The organism is Pandoraea sp. XJJ-1, from assembly GCF_026802345.1.
Classification (GTDB): Bacteria; Pseudomonadota; Gammaproteobacteria; order Burkholderiales; family Burkholderiaceae; genus Pandoraea; species Pandoraea cepalis.
The window spans coordinates 4,787,630-4,813,057 of sequence record NZ_CP113827.1 but is presented as its reverse complement, the minus strand read 5'-3'; the positions used below and the strand labels follow the sequence as shown (position 1 = coordinate 4,813,057).

The following is a 25,428-nucleotide window of genomic DNA, read 5'->3' as shown; positions in this document are numbered from 1 at the left end:
GTGGTCCGACGAGCATGACGCACGCGGTGGAAACGGTTATGCAGCACCGCACGGTCCTGCTTGAGGAGGCCGTGGATGCCTTGCTGTGGCGCGACGACGGCGTCTACGTCGACGGCACCTTCGGCCGCGGCGGGCACAGTCGCAGGCTTCTCGAGCGGCTGGGCGCCAAGGGGAGGCTGATCGCGTTCGACAAGGATCCCCAAGCGATCGCGGAGGCGGCAAAAATTGCCGATCCGCGATTTTCGATTGAACACGACAGCTTTGCGACGTTGCGCGAGGCGCTAGCCCGCCGCGGTATCGACAAGGTGTCGGGGGTGTTGCTGGATCTGGGCGTGTCGTCACCGCAGGTCGACGACCCCGCGCGCGGATTCAGTTTTCGTTTCGACGGCCCGCTCGACATGCGCATGGATCCCACGCGCGGTGAGTCGGCCGCCGATTGGCTGGCCCGGGCAACGCTGGAAGACATGACGGAGGTCATCAAGGACTATGGGGAAGAACGGTTTGCTTTTCAGATTGCAAAGGCGCTTGTTGCTCGCCGGGCAAACGCCGATCGCCTCGGTCCACTCGTCAGCACACGCGAGCTTGCCGAGATCGTGGCGGGCGCCGTCAAGACCCGTGAGAAGGGCAAGGACCCGGCAACACGCACCTTTCAGGCTCTACGGATTCACGTCAATCAAGAGCTTGCGGACTTGCAGATAGCCCTCGACGTAGCGGCCGATGTCCTCGAAACGGGAGGCAGACTCGTGGCGATCAGCTTTCATTCGCTGGAAGACCGCATCGTGAAGCGCTTCATGCAAGCGCGCTCGAGTGCGCCGGTGGTGGACCGCCGCGTGCCCTTGCGTGCCCACGAAATTCCCGAACCGCCGTTCAAGGCCAGCCGCAAGATCAAGCCGTCCGCCGCCGAGGTGGAGGCGAACCCGCGTTCGCGCTCGGCCATCATGCGGGTCATGGAGCGGGTGTCACCATGAGCCGGCTCAATGCGCTTCTGCTCGTGTTGCTCATCGGCTGCGCGCTGTCGCTGATCAATGCCCAGTATCGGGCACGCGGTACGTTCGTCGAACTCAATCGCGAGCAGGCGCTCGAGCATCAATTGTTGCAGGACTGGGATCGCCTCCAGTACGAGCAGAGCGCGCAAAGCAAGAGTGCCCGCATCGAAAGCGTTGCGCGCAACGACCTGAAAATGCAGGCCGTCTCGCCCGGTCGCACGCAATATCTGTCCGCACCGGCCGGTAGCGCCGGCGCGATGGTTGACGTGCCGGTGCCGAGCGCGAGTGCCGCGTCCGCGCCCGAGAGCGGAGGCAAGCGATGAATCGCCGCAAGGACGCCAAGGCCAAGACCAAGGATGTGCAGTTCTCTGCCAGCCCGGTCCTGTCCGTGCGTCTGCCGATGTGGCGATCGAAGATGCTCGTCTTCGTGATATTCGGTGCGTTCGGATCGCTGGTCGCGCGCGCCTTCTGGATTCAGGGCCCGGGCAATGCCTTCTATCAGCGCCAAGGTGAGAGCCGTTACGAACGCACACTGGAGATGTCCGCCACGCGCGGCAAAGTGTTCGACCGTAACGGACAGGTGCTTGCCACCAGTCTGCCCGTCAAGGCCATCTGGGCCATTCCCGAAGACGTGCCCGACGATATCTCGACGCAACAGGTGCGCCAGCTCGCGCGTCTGCTCGAGATGGGCGAGCCGGATCTGCGCCGGAAGCTGAATCAGGAAAAGAGCTTCGTCTATGTGAAGCGCCAGGTGTTGCCGGACGTGGCCAAGCAGGTCGCCGATCTGGACATCCCGGGCGTGTACCAGCGCAAGGAATACAAGCGTTTCTATCCGGAAGGCGAGATCGCGGCCCACGTGGTCGGCTTCACGAACGTGGAAGACATCGGGCAGGAAGGCGTCGAGTTGTCGATGCAGAAGGATCTGGCGGCCACGCCGGGAAGCCGTCGCGTCATCAAGGATCGTCTCGGCCGGGTGGTCGAAGGTGTCGACATCCTGGCGCAGCCGCGCGACGGTCATGACATCACGCTCTCGATCGACAGCAAGATCCAGTTCCTCGCCTATAGCGAACTGAAAGACGCCATCGAGCGCACGGGTGCGAAGGCCGGCAGCGCCGTGGTGCTCGATGTACGCACGGGTGAAGTGCTGGCGCTCGCGAACCTGCCGACGTACAACCCCAACAACCGTGCCAACCTGACCGGCGCGCAGTTGCGCAACCGCGTGATGACCGACACGTTCGAGCCGGGCTCGATCATGAAGCCGATCACCATTGCCGCTGCCCTCGAAAATGGGCACGTGACGCCGACGTCGACGGTGATGACGACAGGCCGGGCCAACTTCTTCGGCGCGAACATCACGGACACGCACGACTACGGTCTGCTTACCGTGGCGGGCGTCATCCAGAAGTCCAGCAATATCGGCACCGCCAAGATCGCGCTGCAGATGAAGCCGCAGGAAATGTGGGACATGTTCACGAGCGTCGGCCTCGGCCAAGCGCCGAAGATCGGTTTCCCGGGCGCGGTGGCGGGGCGTTTGCGTCCGGCCAAGAGCTGGCGTCCGATCGAGCAGGCGACGATGGGCTACGGCTATGGCCTGTCGGCGTCGCTGATTCAACTGGCGCGTGCCTATACCGTGTTCGCGCATGACGGCGAGCTGCTGCCGATCTCCATTTACAAGACAGATGGCAGCGTCGTGAAGGGCACGCCGGTGATTTCTCCCGCGACGGCCCGCGAAGTGCGCAAGATGCTGGAAATGGTGACGTCGCCCGGCGGTACTGCCACGCGGGCGCAAGTGATCGGCTATCGCGTCGGCGGCAAGACCGGCACGGCGTACAAACAGTCGGGCAAGGGATACGACAAGAGCAAATATCGCGCGTCGTTCGTTGGCATGGCACCGATGTCCGAGCCGCGCATCATCGTGGCCGTCACGCTCGACGAGCCGGGGCGCGGGTCGCACTACGGTGGCGTGGCCGCCGGTCCGGCGTTCGCGGCGATCGTGGGCGGCACGTTGCGCGCGTTGAATGTGGTGCCGGATTCGCCGGTAACGAAGCTCGTCGTGAGCGACAAGGTGGAGGAGAGCGAGCCATGGGCACCGTGACCCCGACGCCGCACAACCCCGCCACGCTCGCGCTCATCGCCGACGCCGCCGAGCGCGCCACGCTGACGCAGGCGTGGGACTGGCTGCGCCGTACGGTGCCGGCCGGTGCAGCGCTGCAGGCTGACAGCCGTCGCGTGACGTCGGGCGATGTCTTCGTCGCGTACGCCGTCAAAGGCGCCGACAGCCGCGGTTTCATCGCCGACGCCGTGGAGCGCGGCGCTGCCGCAGTGCTTTGGCAGAGCGACGACTTCACTTGGCCAGCGTCGCTGGCCAGCCTCGCGAACGTGCCGGCGTTCGGCGTGCCGCGACTTGACTGGCTGGCAGGCCCGCTGGCGGCGCTCTGGTGCGGTGAGCCGAGCGTTGGCATGACGACGTTGGGCGTAACCGGCACAAACGGCAAGACATCGTGCAGTCAGTGGCTCGCGCAACTGTTGTCGAAAGCGGGCAAGCGCAGCGCGGTGATCGGCACGCTGGGTAGCGGCTTTCCCGGGCATCTGACGGTGACCGGGTTCACCACGCCCGATGCGGTCCAGTTGCAGCGCAGCCTGAGCGACCTGCGGGCGCAGGGCGCGGCGGCGGTCGCGATGGAGGTGTCGTCGCACGGTCTCTATCAGGGACGCGTGAACGGCGTGGCCTTCGACATCGCTGTCTTTACCAATCTGACGCAAGACCATCTCGATTACCACGGCACGATGGCCGAGTACGAGGCGGCGAAGACGCGTCTGTTCGACTGGCCGGGCCTCAAGGCGGCCGTCATCAATCGCGACGACGCGATGGGGCAACGCCTGCTCGCGCGTCTGGCCGGGAAGACGCCGGTCTATGAATACGGCCTGCATGGCGACGCGAAGTCGGCGCATGGCAACGTTGTGCTGCGCGCCGAGGATATCCGCGCGACCACTGCAGGTACGCGCTTCACGCTGTATCTCGGTGATCACAGTCAGCAGATCACTGTGCCGCTCATCGGCGAATTCAATGTGAGCAACGCGCTCGCCGTGCTGGGTGCGGCGCTCGCCGCCGGGGCGCCGCAAGACGCCGCCATTGCCGGGCTTGCCGCGCTCACCCCCGTGTCCGGGCGTATGGAGCAAATCGGACAGCCGGGGCAGCCGCTGGTCGTCATCGACTACGCGCACACCCCCGACGCACTCGATAAGACGCTCGACGCGTTGCGGCCGGTAGCCTCGGCGCGTGGCGGCAAGCTCGTCTGTGTCTTCGGCTGCGGGGGTGACCGCGATACGGGCAAGCGTCCGCAAATGGGCGCGGTGGCGGAGCGCCTGGCCGACGCCGTCGTGCTCACGAGCGACAACCCGCGCACGGAAGTGCCGGCCGACATCATGGCGCAAATCGCCGCGGGCCTTGCGCACCCGGGCGCGGCACGTTGCATCGAAGACCGGGCGAGCGCGATTCTGCAGGCCGTGCGCGGTGCGCAAGCCGCCGATGTCGTGCTCATCGCCGGCAAGGGACACGAAAGTACGCAGGAAATTATGGGTAAGAAAAGGCCGTTCTCCGATCAGGAGCATGCGCGTCTGGCACTCGCCGCGCGTGCGACCACCGTGCGCGGAGGTGGCGAATGACGATGATGTGGCAATTGAGCGATGCCCAGACCGCCGTTCGCGATTCGCACGTGACGGGCGCCCCAGCGACCGCCTTTGCGCGCATCGTGACCGACAGCCGCGCGGTGCAGCCGGGCGATCTCTTCGTGGCGATCCGGGGCGAGCGCTTCGACGCGCACGACTTCCTGGCCGACGTGGCGCGTGCCGGGGCGGCTGCGGTGGTCGCGTCGCGCGTGCCGGAAGGGTTCGCGACGCCGGCGCTCATCGTGCCCGACACGCGCATCGCGCTGGGCGAGCTGGCCGCTGCGTGGCGCCGCCGCTTCGCGATTCCCGTGGTCGCCGTCACCGGCAGTAACGGCAAGACGACCGTCAAGGAAATGATCTCGGCGATCTTCGCCGAGGCGGTGGGGGCCGAGGCGCGTCTGGCGACCGCCGGCAACCTGAACAACGACATTGGCCTGCCGCTCACGCTGTTCCGTCTGAACGGCAGCGACAAGCTGGCGGTGCTGGAGCTGGGCATGAATCACCCCGGCGAAACGGCGTACCTCGCGGCGATTGCACAACCGACGGTGGCCGTCATCAACAACGCGCAGCGAGAACATCAAGAGTTCATGGTGAGCGTGGCCGCTGTCGCCGAAGAGCATTCAGCCGTGCTGGCAGCGCTGTCCCACGACGGGGTTGCCGTATTCCCTGCGGAGAGCGAATTTGCGCCGATGTGGCGCGAGATCGCAGGCAAGCGCCGTGTGCTCGACTTCGCGCTCGATGGCCGCGCCGCTGTCTCCGGACGCTACGACGTCGCAACGCGCGTACTGCGTGTAACGTCGCCGGCCGGTGAGTTTTCGCTTGCATTGCCGCTGCTCGGTGAGCACAACGCGCGCAATGCGTTGGCTGCGATTGCCTGTGCGTTGGGTGCGCATGTCGACATTGGCTCGATCGTGCGGGCACTCGAAGGGTTTTCCGCCGTCAAAGGCCGTCTCCAGGTGTCAACGCTCTCCAGGGGGCCGCTCGCGGGTGTCACATTGATCGATGACACCTATAATGCGAACCCCGATTCGGTCCGCGCCGCGATCGACGTGTTGGCGCAGACGCCGGCCCCACGGGTGCTGGTGCTCGGCGACATGGGCGAAGTCGGCGACAACGGACCGGCGTTTCACCGCGAGGTGGGCGAGTACGCCGCCCAGCGCGGTATCGATCGTTTGCTCGCGATGGGCGACCAGACGACAGCCAGTGTCGCGGCCTTCGGTGACGGCGGCGAGCATTTTTCCGACGTGACGGATGTGGCGCCGCTCGTGGCCGAGCTGAATGCCACGTTGAGCGCGCCGGCCACGATATTGGTCAAGGGAAGCCGCTTCATGCGGATGGAGCGCGTGCTTGAGCAGTTGCGCGCGACGAGTGAAAGCGGGGGCGGCAACGCCCCTGCCAAGTGAAAAAGGATTGATGGAATGTTGCTGACGTTGGCGCAATGGCTGCAAGCGGATGCGAGCTATTTGCGCGTGTTCAACTACCTGACGTTTCGGGCCGTGATGGCAAGCCTCACGGCGCTGGTGATCGGGCTCTCGTTCGGGCCGATGGTCATCCGCAAGCTCGCCGAAATGAAGGTGGGCCAGGCGGTGCGTACCGATGGCCCGCAGACTCACCTTGTGAAGTCGGGCACGCCCACGATGGGCGGTGTGCTGATTCTCATCGGTATCACGGTCGCCACGCTGCTGTGGGCGGACCTGAGCAACCGCTTCATCTGGATCGTACTGACCGTTACGCTGGGCTTCGGCATCATCGGCTGGATCGACGATTACCGGAAGGTCGTCTACAAGGACCCCCGCGGCATGTCGTCGCGCGAGAAGTACTTCTGGCAGTCGATCATTGGCCTGTTCGCCGCGATCTATCTGGCGTTCTCTGTGTCGGAGACGAGCAATCTGAAGGTCTTCGAGCTGTTCATCAGTTGGGTGCGTAACGGCTTCCCGCTCGATCTGCCCCCGAAGGCCGACTTCATCGTGCCGTTCTTCAAGACGATGAGCTACCCGCTGGGCGTGTTCGGTTTCATTGCGCTCACGTACTTCGTCATCGTCGGTTCGTCCAACGCGGTGAACCTGACCGACGGTCTCGACGGTCTCGTCATCATGCCGGTCGTGCTGGTCGGCGCGGCCCTCGGCGTGTTCGCGTATGTGATGGGTAACGTCGTGTACTCGAAATACCTGCTGTTCCCGCATATTCCGGGCGCGGGCGAATTGCTCGTGTTCTGTTCGGCGATGTCGGGCGCGGGGCTTGCGTTCCTCTGGTTCAACACACACCCGGCCCAGGTGTTCATGGGCGACGTGGGGGCGCTGGCGCTCGGCGGCGCGCTCGGCACGGTGGCCGTGATCGTGCGTCAGGAAGTCGTGCTCTTCGTGATGGGGGGCGTGTTCGTGGTGGAAACGTTGTCGGTGATGCTGCAGGTGACGTGGTTCAAGTACACGAAGCGGCGCTTCGGAGAAGGGCGACGCATCTTCAAGATGGCGCCGCTGCACCACCACTTCGAATTGTCCGGATGGAAGGAAACGCAGGTGGTGGTTCGCTTCTGGATCATCACGCTGATGCTGGTGCTGATCGGTCTGTCGACGCTGAAGTTGCGCTGACGAGGCCCGGGGCCCGCGAAAAGGTGACCTTGTGAAATGACAATGTCGCCTTTTCGCAAAGCAGGACTCAAGGTAAGGCCGCTCGCGCCGATAGCGGAATATCGGTGACGTTGAGGTGATGCATTCGTCGGTGGTGTGAATCGATAAAAGGGAAAGAGCGACGTGTTCGGCGAGAAGTTTGGTGAATCCTGGCAACCGCGTGTCCTGATCCTGGGTCTGGGAGAGTCCGGCCTGGCGATGGCACGTTGGTGCGCGCGTTACGGCTGCCATGTGCGGGCGGCCGACACGCGCTTTGCGTCGTCGGAGACACCGCCGAATGTTCTCGCCTTGCGTGCCGACGCCGCGCAGGCCGAATTCGTCGGCGGTGCATTCGGGGCGCAGGTCGATACGCTGCTCGCCGACATTGAACTGATCGGTATCAGCCCAGGCCTCTCGCCGCTCGCCGCCGATGTGGCGGCGCTGCTGACGGTGGCGGCCGAGCGGGGCATTCCCGTGTGGGGCGAGATCGAATTCTTCGCGCAGGCGCTGCGCCACATGCACGCGACGAGCGGCTACGCACCCAAGGTGTTGGCCATTACCGGCACGAACGGCAAGACGACGACCACGAGTCTGACGGGGTTGCTATGCCGTCGCGCCGGCAAGCGCACGGCGGTCGCGGGCAATATCAGCCCGACGGCGCTCGACCGTCTGAGCGAATGCATCGCCGACGCCACGTTGCCCGATGTCTGGGTGCTCGAACTTTCCAGCTTTCAGCTCGAGGCCACGCATTCTCTCGCGCCCGATGCGGCCGCGATTCTCAATATCACGCAGGACCATCTGGACTGGCATGGCGATATGGAGGCCTATGCCAAGGCCAAGGCGCGCATTTTCGGCCCGCAGACCGTTCGCGTGCTCAATCGCGACGATGCTCGCGTGATGGGTTTCGCCACGCCCGAGGCCAATGTCGTGACCTTCGGCACCGGCAAGCCCGAGGCCGTGGGCGACTTCGGCCTGGAGATGGAGGGCGGGATGTCGTGGCTGGTCGAGGGCTTCTCGCGCGACGACGCCCCGCCGGCGCCGAAGCGCCGCAAGGCCGGTGCCGTGGAGGCGACGCTCGAGGTGATCGGCAAACGCCTCATGCCCGCCGACGCGCTGCGCATCCGCGGTCAGCACAATGCCGCCAACGCGCTGGCGGCGCTCGCGCTCACGCGCGCCATCGACCTGCCGATGGCCAAGCTCTTGCACGGCTTGCGCGAATACCCGGGCGAGCCGCATCGCGTGCAGCTCGTCGGCGCGATCAACGAAGTCGAGTATTACGACGACAGCAAGGGCACCAACGTGGGCGCGACGGTTGCGGCCATCAACGGCCTGCAGAAGACGTTGCTCCTGATCGTCGGCGGCGACGGCAAGGGGCAGGACTTCTCGCCGCTGGCCAACCCCGTGGCGCATCACGCGCGCGCCGTGTTGTTGATCGGCCGCGACGCGCCGCAGCTGCGCGAAGCGCTGGCCGACACGGGCGTCGATCTGATCGATGCCCCGACGCTCGAAGCCGCCACGCGAGACGCTGCGAAGCTGGCCCAGCCGGGCGACGCGGTGCTGCTCTCGCCGGCCTGCGCGAGCTTCGACATGTTCCGCAACTACGAGCATCGCGCGCAAGTGTTTCGCGACACCGTGGTTGATCTGGCCGCCGACGCGGGGGTGATGCTATGAACCGTATCAAGTCGTTCTTCAGCAAGAAGCGTCAGGCCGGCTTTGCCGGGGCAGGTACGGCGGCCGCTCCGGGCGCCGCGACCCATGCCGCGAGCCGTACGCTCGGCAGCATCAAGCCGACCCGCTCACGCATGCTCGAATACGATCACGCGCTCGTCTGGGTGGTGATTTCGCTGCTGTCGCTGGGGCTGGTGATGGTGTATTCGGCATCGGTCGCGCTGCCGGACTCGCCGAAGTACAGCGGATACACGACGTACCACTTTCTCGTGCGTCACATCGTCTCGCTGACGATCGGACTGGTCGCGGCCCTCATTACGCTGCGTATTCCGGTCAAGACACTCGACAAGCTCGCGCCCAAGGTCTTTCTGCTGGCGCTGATGTTGCTCGTGATCGTGCTGATCCCGCACCTGGGCAAGGGCGTGAACGGCTCGAAGCGCTGGATTCCATTCGGAGTGCTCAATCTGCAGCCGTCGGAAATCATGAAGCTCGCGGTCACGCTGTACGCCGCGAACTACACCGTTCGCAAGCAGGAATTCATGCAGAGCTTCCGCAAGGGCTTCTTGCCGATGGGCGTCGCCGTTGTGTTCGTCGGTATGTTGCTGCTGCTCGAGCCGGACATGGGCGCCTTCATGGTGGTCGCGGCCATCGCGATGGGGGTGCTGTTCCTCGGCGGCGTGAACGGTCGCCTGTTCGGCGGACTGGCGCTCACGGCCGTGGGCACGTTCGCCATGCTGATCTGGTTGTCGCCGTGGCGTCGCGAGCGGATTTTCGCGTATCTCGATCCGTGGCGCGAGGACTACGCGCTCGGCAAGGCTTACCAGCTCACGCATTCGCTCATCGCGTTTGGACGCGGTGAATGGACTGGCGTGGGGCTGGGCGGGAGCATCGAGAAACTGCACTACCTGCCCGAAGCGCACACCGACTTCATCCTCGCGGTGATCGGCGAAGAGTTCGGCTTCGTGGGCGTGCTGGTCGTCATTCTGCTCTTTTACTGGATGGTGCGCCGAGCATTCGAGATCGGCCGTCAGGCACTGGCGCTCGAACGCACGTTCGCCGGCCTGCTCGCGAAGGGCGTGGGCGTGTGGCTCGCTTCGCAGACCTTCATCAACATGGGCGTGAATCTGGGCTTGCTGCCGACCAAGGGCCTCACGCTGCCGCTGGTCAGCTACGGCGGCTCGGGCATCTTGCTCAACTGTGTGGCCGTGGCGATTCTGCTGCGGGTCGATTACGAGAACCGCGTGTTGATGCGGGGAGGAAAAGTATGACCGAGCGCGCCACCGCGATGTCGGCCCCGGAAACGAAGACGCGCACGCTGCTGGTGATGGCCGGCGGCACGGGCGGTCACGTCTTCCCGGGGCTCGCGGTCGCCAACTTCCTGCGTGTGCAGGGGTGGCGCGTGGTGTGGCTTGGGAATGCGGCAGGCATGGAAGCGACGCTCGTGCCGAAGTACGACATTCCGATGGCGTTCGTGAAGTTCGGCGGCTTGCGCGGCAAGGGCCCGATGACCAAGCTGCTGCTGCCGCTCAATCTGCTGCGCGCGTTCTGGCAGAGCTTCCGCGCGATCCGCCGCGTCAAGCCGAACGTGGTGCTCGGGATGGGCGGCTACATCACCTTCCCGGCGGGCATGATGGCGTCGCTACTGGGGCGTCCGCTCGCGCTGCACGAGCAGAATTCGGTGGCCGGCATGGCGAACAAGGTCCTTGCGCGCGTGGCCGACAAGGTGCTGCTCGCGTTCCCCGACACCATCGCCGGCGGCGAATGGGTCGGCAATCCGATCCGTGCCGACTTCGACGAGATGGTGCCGCCGGCCGAGCGCTACCGCGCGCGCACCGGGCCGCTGCGTATTCTGGTGGTGGGCGGCAGCCTCGGCGCGACGGTGCTCAACGAGATCGTGCCCAAGGCGCTGGCGAAGCTGGCGCGCGACGCGCGTCCACAAGTCACGCACCAGGCGGGCGTTAAACATATTCAGACGCTGCAGGCGAACTACGCGGCAGCGGGGGTGACGGTCGATGCCGTGCCGTTCATCGACGACATGGTCGCGGCTTACGCGGCGGCGGATCTGGTGATCTGTCGGGCGGGCGCGATGACGGTGGCCGAAGTTGCGGCGGCGGGCGTGGCGGCGTTGTTCGTGCCGTTCCCGCATGCCGTCGACGACCATCAGACAACCAATGCGCGTTTCCTCGCCGACAAGGGCGCGGCAACGCTGATCGACCAGCGCGAGCTGTCGGTCGAGACCCTGGCCGAGTGGTTGCGCCGTCAGACGCGCGAATCGCTGCTCGCGATGGGAGAGAAAGCCAGGGCGCTCGCCAAGCCGGACGCCACCGAACAAGTGGCGCGCGTGTGCGCGGCTCTGGCCAAGGATTGAAATGAAACACATCGTCAAACACATTCACTTCGTCGGCATTGGCGGCTCGGGCATGAGCGGCATTGCCGAGGTGTTGCTCAACCTGGGGTATCAGGTGAGCGGCTCCGATCTCGGCGACAACGCGGTGACGCAGCGCCTCGTCAGTCTTGGCGCGCGCGTGGCCCGCGGCCACGCGGCCGAGCATATCGAAGGGGCGGACGCCATCGTCGTGTCCACCGCCATCACGGCGGACAATCCGGAAGTGCTCGCGGGGCGTGCCCGCCAGATCCCCATCGTGCCGCGCGCGCTGATGCTCGCCGAACTCATGCGCCTGAAGCAGGGCATCGCCATTGCCGGCACGCACGGCAAGACAACCACGACGAGTCTCGTGGCGAGCGTGCTTGCGCAGGGTGGGCTCGATCCGACGTTCGTGATTGGCGGCCGACTGAACAGCGCCGGCGCGAACGCCAAGCTCGGCACGGGCGACTTCATCGTGGTAGAGGCCGACGAATCGGACGCCTCGTTCCTGAACCTGAATCCGGTCATTGAGGTCATCACGAACATCGATGCCGATCACATGGACACCTATGGACACGACTTCGCGCGTCTGAAGCAGTCGTTCGTGGCGTTCACGCAGCGCCTGCCGTTCTATGGCATCGCCGTGCTGTGCGTGGACGATTCGAACGTGCGCGAGATCCTGCCGTTCGTCTCCAAGCCGATCGTGCGTTACGGCCTGTCGGAAGACGCACAGGTGCGCGCCATCGATGTGCGTGCGGACGCCGGCCAGATGCGCTTCACCGTGCTGCGCCGGTTCGGCGCCGGTGCCGCGCCCCTCGACATCACACTGAACCTGCCGGGTGAGCACAACGTGCGCAACGCGCTGGCGGCGATTGCGATCGCGACCGAACTTGAGGTGCCGGACGCTGCTATCCAGCAAGCGCTAGCCGAATTCAACGGCGTGGGCCGGCGCTTCCAGCGCTACGGCGACATCGCGCTGCCGAAGTCGAGCGGCGGCGGCACGTTCACGTTGATCGACGACTACGGACATCACCCGGTCGAGATGGCGGCAACGCTCGCGGCGGCCCGCGGCGCGTTCCCGGGACGTCGCATCGTGCTGGCCTTCCAGCCCCATCGATACACGCGTACGCGCGATTGCTTCGAAGACTTCGTGAAGGTGTTGTCCGACGCTGACGCCGTGGTGCTCGGCGAAGTCTATTCGGCCGGGGAGGCGCCCATCGTGGCGGCCGACGGTCGGGCCCTGTCGCGCGCCCTGCGCGTGGCGGGCAAGGTAGAACCGGTTTTCGTGGAAGACGTTGCGCAACTGCCCGACGCCATTCTGCAAGTCGCCCGTGCGGGCGACGTCGTGATCACCATGGGTGCCGGCTCCATCGGCGCGGTGCCCGGCAAGTTGCAAGTTCAGCAAGGAGTTTGAAGTGAGTGCTTTCGATCCGAAACGTTTCGGCAAGGTGGGCGTCCTGATGGGCGGGCGCTCGGCCGAGCGTCAGATCTCGCTGATCTCGGGCAATGGCGTGCTCGAAGCCCTGCGCGCGCGCGGGGTGAATGCGCATGCGTTCGATACCGGCATGCACGACCTCGCGGCGCTCGCCGCGCAGAAGTTCGACCGGGTGTTCATCGCGCTGCATGGCCGCTATGGCGAAGACGGCACGCTGCAAGGCGTGCTCGAGCATCTGGGGGTTCCGTACACCGGCAGCGGCGTGTTGGCCTCCGCGCTGGCGATGGACAAGGAGATGACCAAGCGCGTATGGATCAACGAAGGGCTGCCGACGCCGCGCTTCGCGATGCTGAGCGCCGACAGCGACTTCGATGCCGTGGCCCGCGATCTCGGCCTGCCGCTCATCGTCAAGCCGTCGCGCGAAGGCTCGACGATTGGCCTGACAAAGGTCACCGAGGCGTCGCAACTGAAGGCGGCCTTCGAGAAGGCAGTCGCCCTGGATCCGGACGTCCTCGCCGAAGAATTCATCGATGGCGACGAACTGACCGTGCCGGTGCTTGGCGTGGGCACGAAGGGCGCGGCGGCCGCGCGTGCGCTGCCGGTGATCCGCATCGTGGCGCCAGACGCGAACTACGACTACCAGAACAAGTATTTCAAGGACGATACGCGCTACGAATGCCCGCCGCCGCTATCGGTGTCGTTGCAGGAGGAGGTGCAGCGCCTGGTGCTGCGCGCCTATCTCGCGCTGGGCTGTCGTGGTTGGGCGCGCGCCGACGTGATGCTGCGCAAGCGTGACAACAAGCCGTTCCTGCTGGAGATCAATACCTCGCCGGGCATGACGGGCCATTCGCTGGTGCCGATGTCGGCGCGCGCGGCGGGACTGTCGTACGAAGACTTGGTTGTCGAAATCCTGGCCACCGCGACGCTCGATCTGCATCCGAACGCGCAGTGGAAACCCGAGTAAAACCTTGAACGCGTTGAAGAACGCCCCGATACGGAAAGCAAATCGCCATGTGGCAAAACGTACGCCTGCTCAACGCCATCGCGAGTGCGCTCGTCGCACTCGTCGTGCTGGCGGCGCTCGCTGCGGGCGGCCATTGGCTGATTCAGCGGCCGATCTTCACGCTGACGGCGGTGCAGATCGATGGGGACGTGTCTCACATCAACGGTCCGACCTTGCGCGCGAATGCCGTCTCGCGCCTGAAGGGCAATTTTTTCACGATCGATCTGGACGCCACGCGAGCGGCGTTCGAGGCCGTGCCGTGGGTGCGCCATGCAAGCGTGCGACGTGTGTGGCCGAACCGGCTCTCGGTGACGATCGAGGAATACAAGCCGCTGGCCACGTGGAACGATGGCCGTCTGGTGAGTGTGGACGGCGAGCTGTTCGCGGCGAATCTGGCCGAAGCCGAGGACGACGGCAAGCTGCCCGAGTTCGCCGGCCCGCCGGGCAGCGAAAAGGATGTGACGGCGCGGTACTACGACTTCGTGAGGTGGTTCGCGCCGCTGAAAATGAAACCCGAAGCGGTCACGCTGTCGAATCGTTACGCATGGAGCGTACGGCTCTCCGGGGGAGTGCAACTGGCGCTGGGACGGGAGCGAACCGCCGAATCCCTCGCCACACGCAGCAGGCGTTTCGTACAAGCGTATCCGCAGGTAGCGGCGCGCTGGGGAAATCAGATCGAGTATGCCGATCTGCGTTACCCGAACGGTTTTGCCGTGCGTGCCGCGGGCATGCGTTTCTTGAGCGAAGACCAGGCCAAGAAGCTTGCCGCGGCACCGGTGCAAAAGCGGGATTCGCAAAAGCCGGCCGTTGCACAACCTGCCGCGCGGCAGAAGCGAAGCCAGTGAGACTTCAGGACTTACACACGCTATGAGCAAAGATTACAAGGATCTGTTGGTCGCCCTCGATATCGGCACGTCGAAAGTCGTGGCGGTGGTGGCCGAACTGCGCCCTGAAGGCCGCTATGAAGTGATTGGCCTCGGCCAGAGCGAATCGCGCGGGCTGAAAAAAGGTGTCGTGGTGAACATTGAGGCCACGGTGCAGTCCATTCAGCGTGCACTCGAAGAAGCCGAGTTGATGGCCGACTGCAAGATCACCAACGTGTTCACAGGCATTGCCGGCAGCCACATTCGCAGCTTCAATTCGAGCGGCATGGTGGCGATCAAGGACAAGGAGGTGACGCAGGCCGACGTGGCGCGCGTCATCGAGACGGCCAAGGCGATCAACATCCCGACTGACCAGCAGGTGCTGCATATCCTCACGCAGGAATTCATCATCGATGGTCAGGAAGACGTGCGCGAGCCGATCGGCATGAGCGGCATCCGCCTTGAAGTGAAGGTGCATATCGTGACCGGCGCCGTCTCGGCGGCGCAGAACATCGTGAAGTGCGTGCGCCGGTGCGGCCTCGAAGTGAACGACCTGATTCTGCAACCGCTCGCGTCGAGCATTTCGGTGCTCACCGAAGACGAGAAGGAACTGGGCGTGGTGCTGATCGACATCGGCGGTGGCACGACCGATATCGCGATCTTCAGCGAAGGCGCGATTCGTCACACGGCCGTGATTCCGATTGCGGGCGATCAGATCACGAGCGACATCGCGATGGCGGTGCGCACGCCGACGCCGGATGCGGAAGACATCAAGATTGCGCACGGCATCGCCAAGCAGTCGCTGGCCGATCCGGACGAAATGATCGAAGTGCCGGGGCTGGGCGAGCGCGGTCCGCGCACCCTCTCGCGTCAGGCGCTGGCGGCGGTGATCGAGCCGCGCGTCGAAGAGCTGTTCTCGCTGGTGCAGCAGGTGGTGCGCGAGTCGGGGTACGAAGAACTGCTGTCCTCGGGCATCGTGCTCACCGGCGGCGCGGCGATGATGCCGGGCATGGTCGAGTTGGGCGAGGACATCTTCCTCAAGCCGGTGCGCATTGGCGTGCCGGAGTATGCGGGCGGCCTGGCCGACGTGGTGCGCAGCCCGCGCTACGCGACCGCGATGGGGCTGCTGCTCGAAGGACGTTCCCAACGCATGCGCGGGCGCAAGGTCGCGGTGCAGTCGGGGCAGGCGAATCAGGTCTGGTCGCGCATGCGCGACTGGTTCTTCAGCAATTTTTAATGGTGTTTTTTGAGGGGTGTGGATTCGGTGTTGAAAACACGCGTGGCTTACCCGAGCTGCCCGTGACCCGCAATACCGGATCTGCTTTTATATCACTGGAGGCGCTATGAACTTTGAAATGTTGGAAACGGAAACCAACGGCACCATCATCAAGGTGGTGGGTGTTGGTGGCGCTGGCGGCAATGCCGTCCAGCACATGATCAACCGGGGTGTGCAGGGCGTGGACTTCATCGCCATGAACACCGACGCTCAGGCACTCGGCCGCTCGCAGGCCAGCGTGAGCATCCAGCTCGGCAAGACCGGTCTGGGCGCAGGCGCCAAGCCGGAGATGGGACGTGCGGCGGCTGAAGAAGCCCGTGAGCGCGTGGCCGACGCCCTGCGTGGGGCGCACATGGTGTTCATCACCGCCGGTATGGGCGGCGGCACGGGCACGGGCGCGGCACCGGTGGTGGCGCAGATTGCCAAGGAAATGGGCATTCTGACCGTCGGCGTGGTGTCGAAGCCGTTCGAGTTCGAAGGCGGCAAGCGCATGCGCGTGGCCGAGACGGGCGCGCAGGAGCTGGAAGACAACGTCGATTCGCTGATCGTCGTGCTCAACGACAAGCTGTTCGAAGTCATGGGCGACGACGCCGAGATGGACAAGTGCTTCCAGTGCGCCGACGACGTGCTGCATAACGCCGTGGCCGGCATCGCCGAAATCATCAACGTCGACGGTCTGGTGAACGTCGACTTTGAAGACGTGAAGACGGTGATGGGCGAACAAGGCAAGGCCATGATGGGGACGGCGACGGTGGCAGGTGTCGATCGTGCGCGTCTGGCGGCCGAGCAAGCCGTGGCGAGTCCGCTGCTCGAGGGTGTGGACTTGTCGGGTGCGCGTGGCGTGCTGGTCAATATCACGGCATCGCGTTCGCTGCGTCTGTCGGAAACGCGTGAAGTGATGAACACCATCAAGAGCTACGCTGCCGAAGACGCGACCGTGATTTTCGGTACCGTCTACGACGACAAGATGGGCGATGCGCTGCGCGTGACTGTTGTGGCAACCGGCCTGGGCCGCGCTGTCGCGAAGAAGGCTGCCGCACCGATGACGTTGCTCAAGACCGGTACCGACAATATGCCGATCGCCACCGGCCACGTGCCGAATGTCGGTCAGGCGGGCGGTACGGACTACGGCGCGCTCGATACGCCGGCCGTGTGGCGCAGCACGCGCGAGACCGCGGCGTCGCACGTTGCCGCATTGCAGGAAAAGGGTGTCGACACGTACGACATTCCGGCCTTCCTGCGCAAGCAAGCCGACTGACAGGGTCGCGCGCGGACCAGGTGCCAGTGCCTGGTGCCGCCGCACCTTGGGAATCGCGAGGCCTATGCAGGTCGTCGTGAGGATTCGTCGTCGCTCCAACGACCATGCCATGTGGCGTGGGGATGGCGCGCCGCAGTACGAGTCCGCATGACGATACGGCGAGGTTGTGAAGACGCGAGATGCCGTATCGCTGCGACAACCAGCATCGCAAGCGGTGTCTACCCTTCACAGGTCACGAACGTTACGGGTAAGCGTTCGGATCCCTGACCCGGTCTCGCGGATCTGTCCCCCGACCGCTGCGGCATGCCTCCGTCGCGGCGGCCGGGGTGCCCCGACGATGGGCGACGCCCGGGCTTTGGCCTGATGTCGATTTTTGAAACGGCCTATTTCGTGTCGCGATAGGGATGTGGACGAATCGATGCGGCAGAATTCGGAATGTTTAGTAACGAAGCGTTGCGTTTGTGGCACAGCGATGAAGGCTTCCATCTGGTATAATTGCATCTATGGTCACTAGCGTCTGATAGTTTAAATAAATAGCATGCTCAAGCAGCGCACTCTCAAATCCATCGCCAAGACAGTCGGCATCGGCTTGCACTCCGGTCGCAAGGTCGAGTTGTCGCTGCGTCCGGCGCCGCCCAACACGGGCATCGTCTTCTGCCGTACCGATCTGAATCCTCCTGTGGAGATTCCGGCGTCGGCGATGGCGATTGGCGACACGCGTCTTGCGTCGGTGCTGCAGAAAGAGGGCGCGCGGGTCTCCACTGTGGAGCACCTGATGTCGGCATGCGCGGGGCTGGGCATCGACAATCTGTATGTCGATGTGACGGCCGAAGAAATTCCGATCATGGACGGCAGCGCAGCAACGTTCGTCTTCCTGATTCAGTCGGCGGGCATCGAAGAGCAGGCGGCCGCCAAGAAATTCATTCGTGTGACGAAGCCGATCGAGATTCGCGAAGGCGACAAGTTCGCCCGTCTCGAGCCGTACGAAGGCTTCAAGCTCAAGTTCACCATCGATTTTCGTCACCCGGCGGTCGATCGTACCGGTCAGGCGCTGGAGATCGACTTTGCCGATACGTCCTACGCGAAGGAGATTGCGCGCGCCCGTACGTTCGGCTTTGCGCATGAGGTCGAGATGCTGCGCGAACTGGGCCTGGCGCGCGGCGGCAGCATGGACAACGCCATCGTGCTCGACGAGTACCGCATCCTGAACAACGACGGTCTGCGTTACGACGACGAGTTCGTGAAGCACAAGATGCTCGACGCCATCGGCGACCTGTACGTGATTGGCCATCCGCTGCTGGCGTCCTACACGGCGTACAAGTCGGGGCACGGTCTGAACAACCAGCTCTTGCGCGAGCTACTCGCACAAGAGGCCTATGAGATTGTCACGTTCGAGCACGCCGAAGACGCACCGCGCGGCTTCCAGTTCGAGCCGCAGACCCAGTTCGCGTAAATCGCGCAGGCCATAGGAAGCGCCGGCGGGTGGGGCGCGGATGTAACAAAACGAAAGCGCCGACTCTGCGGCGCTTTTTTATTTGACGCGCGTGCCAAATCGGCGTTGCGCTTGAATGCGTCGCGCCATGGCGACCGACGGATTCAAGGCTTGCGCGGACCGCCGTAGGAATGGCGGGCCACCAGGCGAGCCAGGGCATCGCGAAGCGGGGATGGCTCCAGCGCGTCGCGCAGATCGCGCAGGCTGACAAGGCCCTGCCGGGACAGGCGCGCCTCCTTGGGCGGCTTCTGGGGTTCGGGCGCCGTGATGCTCACACGGATCCGGATCGTGCGAATCAGCCAACCGCGTGTCGCCAGCCCCTCGATCAGTGACGGCGTTTGCTGGCGCAGCCGAGCCGCCAGTGCATTATTGGCGACGAGGAAGACCAGGGCGCCCTCGCGCGGCGGTGCTAGCCGGACGCTGCCGCTGAGCGCGGCGGGTAACAACGCGTGTACGTCTCGCTCGAGTCGACCCAGTTGTTCGGCGGCGGCCAGCAAAGAGCCGGCGCCGTCGGAGGCGCACAGCAGATCGGTGAGCGGGCGGGCAACGCGGGGAGCTTTGGGTCGTTTCATATGATGAGACAGAGGTTGCCGCGTATTTTACCCCGCCATCGGGCGTCACCTCGGTCCGAACGCCGAAAACGCCGGACGGCCCGCGTCCGAGGCCAGCGGGACGCGCCATGACAGCATGCTAGAATCCTTTTTTTAGTATAGGTATCGAACCGGCGAGAGGCCTGAGTGCCAAACACCGGTGACCCGCAGCGCGCAGGCGCGTTGGGCGATTCGGCACGCGTGGGGCAAAACCCCTGAAGCGTTGCGAAGTTTGCCGACCGACTGCACGATTGCGAACGACATTTGCCGCCCTAACCAGTGATCCGATGATTCCCGGTCTTCTTAAAAAAGTATTTGGCAGCCGTAACCAGCGGCTTATCAAGCAGTACCAGAAAACCGTCTCGGCGATCAACGCCCTCGAGCCGCAGATCGCCCAGCTGAGCGATGAGCAACTGCGCGGCAAGACCGAGGAATTCAAGCAACGTATCGCCCAGGGGGCGAGCGTGGATTCGTTGCTGGTCGAAGCCTTTGCGGTGTGCCGCGAAGCCGGCAAGCGCGTCCTCAAGATGCGCCACTTCGACGTTCAGCTGATTGGCGGCATGGTGCTGCACTTCGGCAAGATCGCCGAAATGCGCACGGGCGAAGGCAAGACGCTCGTTGCGACATTGCCCGCCTATCTGAACGCGCTCTCGGGCAAGGGCGTGCACGTTGTGACCGTCAACGATTACCTGGCCCAGCGCGACGCCGAGTGGATGGCACGTCTGTACAACTTCCTCGGCCTGTCGGTGGGTATCAACCTGTCGCAGATGCCGCATGACGAGAAGCAGACAGCGTACGCGGCCGACATCACGTACGGCACGAACAATGAGTTCGGCTTCGACTACCTGCGCGACAACATGGTCTACGAGACCGAGCAGCGGGTGCAGCGCACGCTGAACTACGCCATCGTCGACGAAGTGGACTCGATCCTGATCGACGAGGCACGTACGCCGCTCATCATCTCCGGCCAGGCCGAAGATCACACCGAGCTGTATGTGAAGATGGATCGCTTGCCGGCGATGCTCGAGCGTCAGATCGGTGAAGAGAAGTCGGACGGCACGGGCGTCGAGGTGCCGGGCGATTACACGCTCGACGAGAAGGCGCGTCAGGTGTTCCTGACCGAGCGCGGTCACGAGAAGGCTGAGCAACTGCTCGCCGAGTGGGGCATGATCGCCGAGGGCGACAGTCTCTATGCGCCGCAGAACATTACCCTCATGCACCATGTGTACGCCGCCCTGCGCGCGCACACGCTGTTCCACAAGGACCAGCATTACGTGGTGCAGAACGACGAGATCGTCATCGTCGACGAGTTCACCGGCCGTCTGATGGCCGGTCGCCGCTGGTCCGAAGGTCTGCACCAGGCGGTGGAAGCGAAGGAGCGCGTCTCGATCCAGCATGAGAACCAGACGCTGGCCTCGATCACGTTCCAGAACTACTTCCGCATGTACGCCAAGCTCTCGGGCATGACCGGGACGGCGGATACCGAAGCGTTCGAATTCAACGAGATCTATCGCCTCGAGACGGTGGTGATCCCGACCAACCGCCCGCCCAAGCGGATCGACCGTCAGGATCAGATCTACAAGACGGCCAAGGAAAAGTACGACGCGGTCATCAAGGACATCCGCGATTGCGTGGAGCGTGGTCAGCCGGTGCTGGTGGGCACGACGTCGATCGAGACGTCGGAGTACCTCTCGCAACTGCTCACGAGCGCGAAGCTGCCGCACCAGGTGCTCAACGCCAAGCAACACGCGCGCGAAGCCGAGATCGTCGCGCAGGCGGGGCGTCCGGGCGTCATCACCATCGCCACCAACATGGCCGGTCGTGGTACCGACATCGTGCTGGGCGGCAACGTCGAGAAGCAATCGGGTTTCATCGAAATGGATGCGAGCCTGTCCGACGCGGACAAGCAAGCCCGCATCCAGCAATTGCAGGACGAATGGCAGGGTCTGCATGAGCAGGTGAAGACGGCAGGCGGTTTGCACATCATTGGTACCGAACGCCACGAATCTCGCCGTATCGACAACCAGTTGCGCGGCCGTTCAGGCCGTCAGGGCGATCCGGGCTCGTCGCGTTTTTACCTGTCGCTGGAAGATCCGCTGCTGCGCATCTTCGCCGGCGACCGCGTTCGTTCGATCATGGATCGGCTGAAGATGCCGGAAGGCGAAGCCATCGAGGCGGGCATTGTCACGCGTTCGATCGAGTCGGCACAGCGCAAGGTCGAAGCGCGAAACTTCGACGTGCGCAAGCAACTGCTCGAATACGACGACGTGTCCAACGATCAGCGCAAGGTGATCTACCAGCAGCGCAATGAACTGCTCGAAGCGCAAGACGTCTCGGACACCATCGCCGGCATGCGTCAGAGCGTGTTCCAGGATCTGGTGCGCACCTGCGTGCCGGCCGGTACGGTCGAAGAACAGTGGGACCTCAAGGGGCTGGAGACGGTGCTGCGCGAAGAGTGGCAGCTCGATTTGCCGCTGCAGTCGCGTATCGAAGGCTCGGAAGAAATCGACGACGAGGACATCCTCAAGGAAGTGATGGACGCCGCCGAAGCGTCGTATCAGGCCAAGGTTGAACTGGTGGGACGCGAGTCGTTCTCGGGGTTCGAGCGCTCGGTCATGCTTCAGAGCGTGGATTCCAACTGGCGCGAGCATCTGGCCGCGTTGGATCACCTGCGTCAAGGCATCCATCTGCGCGGTTACGCGCAGAAGAATCCGAAGCAGGAATACAAGCGCGAAGCGTTCGAATTGTTCGCCCAGTTGCTTGAGACCATCAAGCTCGAAGTCACGCGCGTCATCATGAACGTGCGTATCCAGTCGCAGGAGGAGCTCGAGCAGGCGACGGAAGCGCTCGACGACAGCGCGGGCGGTCTGATCAACGTCGAGTTCAAGCACGACGAACTCGAGACGGTGGGCGGCGACGGCGAGATCGACGAAGACGCGGGGCGTCCGGTGGTTTCGGCGCTGGCCCAGGCGGCAAGCGCGGCGATGGCCGGCGGCGACTTGTTGCCGAAGGTTGGTCGCAACGATGCCTGCCCGTGCGGCAGTGGCAAGAAATTCAAGCACTGCCACGGCAAACTGTCTTAAGATGTGAACCGATCGACGCGGCGCCGACTCAGGATCGGCGCCGCGTCGTTTGTAGCGCCGGTTTTTCGACCGGCCGCACCGATCAACCGCCGCCCCGGCGGAGTGTCGTGCCGACATCGCCAGGGCGGGAGCTGTAACGCTCATCTCTCGCGGGCGAACCCACATGGCCGTCAATTTCCCCTCGATCGAAGCCTCCCAACTGCGCGCCGTGCCCGGCGTCGAACTGGGCTGGGCCGAAGCCAATATCCGCAAGCCGAACCGTAAGGACGTGCTGGTCATGCGACTGGCCTCCGGTAGCACGGTGTCAGGCGTTTTCACGACGAACCGCTTCTGCGCGGCGCCGGTGACGGTCTGTAAGGCCCATCTGGCCGCGCAGGCGGGCATTCGTGCGCTTGTCGTCAACACGGGCAACGCCAACGCGGGCACCGGCGAACCAGGCATGGTCGCCACGCGGGCAACGTGCGACGCGCTCGCCAAGCTGCTGTCGGTCAATCCGAACCAGATTTTGCCGTTCTCGACCGGCGTGATCCTCGAACCGCTCCCGGTTGACCGTTTGGTCGCCGGTCTGCCTCAAGCCATTGCCAATCTGGCGTCTGCGCACTGGTACGAGGCAGCGCAATCGATCATGACAACCGATACGCTGCCGAAAGCCGCCTCGCGTGAGATCGTGATCGAAGGCAAGACCCTCGTCCTCACCGGCATCAGCAAGGGGGCGGGCATGATCAAGCCGAACATGGCAACCATGCTCGGCTTTGTGGGCACCAACGCGCGCGTGGCGCAGCCGGTGCTCGACGCGCTCGTCAAGTACGTGGCGGATCGTTCGTTCAACGCCATCACCATCGACGGCGATACGTCGACCAACGATTCGTTTATCGTCGCGGCCACGGGTCAGACCGATCTGCCGGAAATCGCCAGCACGGACACGCCTGCCTTTGCCGCGTTCCGCGACGCCTTGCTGTCGATCTCGCAGGAATTGGCGCAATTGATCGTGCGCGACGGCGAAGGCGCGACCAAATTCATCACCGTGACGGTCGAGGGCGGCCGCGATGTGGCGGAGTGCCGTCAGATCGCCTATGCCATCGGGCATTCGCCGCTGGTGAAGACGGCGTTTTACGCGTCCGATCCGAATCTGGGCCGCATTCTGGCCGCCATCGGCTATGCGGGGGTGAACGACCTCGACGTCAGCAAGGTCGACCTCTATCTCGACGACGTGCTGGTCGCCCGCGCGGGCGGCCGCAATGCCGACTATCGCGAGGAAGAGGGACAGCGCGTGATGAAGCAAAGCGAAATCACGGTCCGCGTGGTGCTCGGGCGCGGCGACGCCGCCGCCACGTTGTGGACGTGCGACCTCTCGCACGACTACGTGAGCATCAACGCGGATTACCGTTCCTAAGCCCTGACGCGAGCGCCGCGCGCCTCCCACCGGGGGCGCCGCGTGTCGATGCCCGATCGGCGTCGGCCCTGCGTCAGCGGCACTGGCCGGCAGTATCGGCCCATCGCCGGCAGGTGACAAAAGCACCGCGGCGGGCAGCGAAAGGAAACGACAACACGACGAAGCATCGACACAAGCGCCCGTGAGCGGCGCGGGGATTTCGAAGCATGGACAAGTTGGAGCAGTTCCTCACGCGCGCGGAAGGCGTGCTGGCCCGGCTGGAGGTGATGTTGCCGCCGGCCACTCCCGAGATCGACTGGAGCGCCGCGGTGGCCTTTCGCTGGCGCAAGAAACAGGGGCGCGGATTTCTGCAGCCCGTGGCGCATGTGTCGACGATCACGCTGGGCGATCTGCAGAATATCGAGCGCCAGAAAGGGCTGATCGAACAGAATACGCGTCAGTTTGTGCATGGCGAGCCGGCCAACAACGTGTTGCTCACCGGTGCGCGCGGCACGGGCAAGTCGTCACTGATCAAGGCTTGCCTGAATCAGTACGCCTCGGAAGGCCTGCGTCTGATCGAAGTCGACAAGGATGACCTGGTCGATCTGGGGGATATCGTCGATCTGATTTCGCAGCGTCCCGAGCGCTTCGTCGTGTTCTGCGACGACCTGTCGTTTGAAGATGGTGAGTCGGGCTACAAGGCGCTGAAGGTTGCGCTCGACGGCTCGGTGGCCGCGCAGTCGGACAATGTGCTGATCTACGCGACGTCGAATCGCCGTCATCTGTTGCCCGAGTACATGAAGGACAACGAAAGCTATCGCCACACCGATGACGGTGAGATTCATCCGGGTGAAGTGATCGAAGAGAAGATCTCGTTGTCCGAGCGATTCGGGCTGTGGGTGAGCTTTTACCCGTTCAAGCAGGACGACTACCTGACGATCGTCGGCCACTGGTTGCAGCATTTTGGCGTGCCGGCGGATCAAACGGAATCGGCGCGTCATGAAGCCCTGATCTGGGCGCTCGAGCGCGGTTCGCGTTCGGGGCGCGTGGCTTTCCAGTTCGCTCGCGACTGGGCGGGCAAGCTTCGGAGTGCGTCACACGCCTCGTAACGTGCGGTCGAGCGGGGCGCCGTGGGCCATCGGCCATGACATGCACCGTTCGACCGGGAAATCCGCAGGCAGCGCAGAGTGCGCAGATGGCGCAAGGATGGCGAAGGACTATGACAGTGTCGAAACGATATGCGCCCGATGGGCGTCCCATCACGGAAGTGGCCGTCGGCGTGATGGTGCGCGCGGATGGCTCGGTGCTCCTCGGTCAGCGTCCGGCGGGCAAGCCGTACGCGGGTTATTGGGAGTTTCCGGGGGGCAAGCTGGAGGCGGGCGAGTCGGTCGCCGCGGCGCTCGCGCGTGAACTGCACGAGGAACTGGGGGTGACGGTGGAGCGTTGCGCGCCGTGGCGCGTCCTCGAACACGATTACCCCCATGCCTATGTGCGTCTGCATTTCTGCAAAGTCACCGCATGGCAGGGCGAGCCGCACGGCAAGGAAGGGCAGGCACTGGCATGGCAGCGCCCGCCGGTGAGCGTGGAGCCGTTGCTGCCGGCGGCGCTGCCGCCGCTGAGCTGGCTCTCGGAGGAGCTCGCCGCAAAGTCGTCGGGGGCGGCCGTAGCGGCCAGTCGCGACGCTGCCGAGTGATCGATTGACCGGTTGACCGGTGACGCCGCGGTTCCGAGCGCGCTCCCAGACGCACAAAAGGCACCCGCG

General features: G+C 64.4%; 20 protein-coding genes. 19 read left to right on the top strand and 1 reads right to left on the bottom strand.

From position 1 onward, the window contains the following. Positions 1-38: 38 nt before the first annotated feature. From rsmH to lpxC, 15 genes are all read left to right on the top strand, one after another. On the top strand, positions 39-968 hold the full coding sequence (gene rsmH / locus OYT13_RS22205) for a 16S rRNA (cytosine(1402)-N(4))-methyltransferase RsmH (RefSeq protein WP_017234762.1): 930 nt from the start codon (positions 39-41) through the stop codon (positions 966-968). After that, positions 965-1,309: a cell division protein FtsL gene (gene ftsL / locus OYT13_RS22200; RefSeq protein ID WP_017234761.1), complete on the top strand. Its 345-nt coding sequence runs from the start codon at positions 965-967 to the stop codon at positions 1,307-1,309. Before rsmH ends, ftsL begins: the two co-directional genes overlap by 4 nt. Then, complete coding sequence (locus tag OYT13_RS22195) at positions 1,306-3,081, top strand: peptidoglycan D,D-transpeptidase FtsI family protein (RefSeq protein WP_268566951.1); 1,776 nt, start codon at positions 1,306-1,308, stop codon at positions 3,079-3,081. The genes ftsL and OYT13_RS22195 overlap by 4 nt, the downstream gene beginning before the upstream one ends. After that, on the top strand, positions 3,069-4,652 hold the full coding sequence (locus tag OYT13_RS22190) for a UDP-N-acetylmuramoyl-L-alanyl-D-glutamate--2,6-diaminopimelate ligase (RefSeq protein ID WP_261939695.1): 1,584 nt from the start codon (positions 3,069-3,071) through the stop codon (positions 4,650-4,652). Before OYT13_RS22195 ends, OYT13_RS22190 begins: the two co-directional genes overlap by 13 nt. Next, positions 4,649-6,058 (top strand): UDP-N-acetylmuramoyl-tripeptide--D-alanyl-D-alanine ligase, encoded by a 1,410-nt coding sequence (locus OYT13_RS22185; protein WP_268566950.1) that lies wholly within the window; start codon positions 4,649-4,651, stop codon positions 6,056-6,058. The genes OYT13_RS22190 and OYT13_RS22185 overlap by 4 nt, the downstream gene beginning before the upstream one ends. Before the next feature lie 15 nt (positions 6,059-6,073). Then, entirely contained in the window at positions 6,074-7,243 is a 1,170-nt protein-coding gene (mraY, locus tag OYT13_RS22180; protein WP_268566949.1) for a phospho-N-acetylmuramoyl-pentapeptide-transferase, read from the top strand. 162 nt (positions 7,244-7,405) lie between these two features. Further along, a complete protein-coding gene (gene murD, locus OYT13_RS22175) occupies positions 7,406-8,932 on the top strand; it encodes a UDP-N-acetylmuramoyl-L-alanine--D-glutamate ligase (protein WP_268566948.1) in 1,527 nt (508 codons plus the stop codon). Continuing rightward, positions 8,929-10,197, top strand: coding sequence for a putative lipid II flippase FtsW (ftsW, locus tag OYT13_RS22170; protein ID WP_261939698.1), 1,269 nt, complete (start codon positions 8,929-8,931; stop codon positions 10,195-10,197). The genes murD and ftsW overlap by 4 nt, the downstream gene beginning before the upstream one ends. Further along, entirely contained in the window at positions 10,194-11,297 is a 1,104-nt protein-coding gene (murG, locus tag OYT13_RS22165) for an undecaprenyldiphospho-muramoylpentapeptide beta-N-acetylglucosaminyltransferase (RefSeq protein WP_442796433.1), read from the top strand. The genes ftsW and murG overlap by 4 nt, the downstream gene beginning before the upstream one ends. A gap of 1 nt (position 11,298) precedes the next feature. Next, complete coding sequence (gene murC, locus OYT13_RS22160) at positions 11,299-12,708, top strand: UDP-N-acetylmuramate--L-alanine ligase (RefSeq protein ID WP_017234754.1); 1,410 nt, start codon at positions 11,299-11,301, stop codon at positions 12,706-12,708. Between the two features lie 46 nt (positions 12,709-12,754). Continuing rightward, the gene (locus OYT13_RS22155; RefSeq protein WP_051060240.1) at positions 12,755-13,693 is read left to right on the top strand and encodes a D-alanine--D-alanine ligase; all 939 of its coding nucleotides are present in this window, start codon (positions 12,755-12,757) and stop codon (positions 13,691-13,693) included. A gap of 47 nt (positions 13,694-13,740) precedes the next feature. Beyond that, positions 13,741-14,577 carry a cell division protein FtsQ/DivIB gene (locus tag OYT13_RS22150; RefSeq protein WP_017234752.1) on the top strand — a complete coding sequence of 279 codons (837 nt, stop codon included), beginning with the start codon at positions 13,741-13,743 and terminating at the stop codon, positions 14,575-14,577. 22 nt (positions 14,578-14,599) lie between these two features. Then, a complete protein-coding gene (gene ftsA / locus OYT13_RS22145) occupies positions 14,600-15,832 on the top strand; it encodes a cell division protein FtsA (protein ID WP_261939700.1) in 1,233 nt (410 codons plus the stop codon). A 106-nt stretch (positions 15,833-15,938) separates the two neighbouring features. After that, positions 15,939-17,129 (top strand): cell division protein FtsZ, encoded by a 1,191-nt coding sequence (gene ftsZ, locus OYT13_RS22140; protein ID WP_017234750.1) that lies wholly within the window; start codon positions 15,939-15,941, stop codon positions 17,127-17,129. A 538-nt stretch (positions 17,130-17,667) separates the two neighbouring features. Then, complete coding sequence (lpxC, locus tag OYT13_RS22135) at positions 17,668-18,582, top strand: UDP-3-O-acyl-N-acetylglucosamine deacetylase (protein ID WP_017234749.1); 915 nt, start codon at positions 17,668-17,670, stop codon at positions 18,580-18,582. Positions 18,583-18,725: 143 nt separating this feature from the next. On the opposite strand, the gene OYT13_RS22130 is transcribed toward lpxC, so the two are convergent. After that, the gene (locus tag OYT13_RS22130; RefSeq protein WP_017234748.1) at positions 18,726-19,193 is read right to left on the bottom strand and encodes a DciA family protein; all 468 of its coding nucleotides are present in this window, start codon (positions 19,191-19,193) and stop codon (positions 18,726-18,728) included. Positions 19,194-19,498: 305 nt separating this feature from the next. Between OYT13_RS22130 and secA the strand changes: the two genes are divergently transcribed. From secA to OYT13_RS22110, 4 genes are all read left to right on the top strand, one after another. Continuing rightward, a complete protein-coding gene (secA, locus tag OYT13_RS22125) occupies positions 19,499-22,294 on the top strand; it encodes a preprotein translocase subunit SecA (RefSeq protein ID WP_017234747.1) in 2,796 nt (931 codons plus the stop codon). Positions 22,295-22,457: 163 nt separating this feature from the next. Beyond that, positions 22,458-23,687 carry a bifunctional glutamate N-acetyltransferase/amino-acid acetyltransferase ArgJ gene (gene argJ, locus OYT13_RS22120; protein WP_017234746.1) on the top strand — a complete coding sequence of 410 codons (1,230 nt, stop codon included), beginning with the start codon at positions 22,458-22,460 and terminating at the stop codon, positions 23,685-23,687. A 206-nt stretch (positions 23,688-23,893) separates the two neighbouring features. After that, positions 23,894-24,775, top strand: a complete 882-nt coding sequence (locus OYT13_RS22115) for an ATP-binding protein (protein ID WP_017234745.1) — start codon at positions 23,894-23,896, stop codon at positions 24,773-24,775. 110 nt (positions 24,776-24,885) lie between these two features. Next, complete coding sequence (locus OYT13_RS22110; protein ID WP_017234744.1) at positions 24,886-25,359, top strand: NUDIX domain-containing protein; 474 nt, start codon at positions 24,886-24,888, stop codon at positions 25,357-25,359. Positions 25,360-25,428 lie beyond the last annotated feature (69 nt).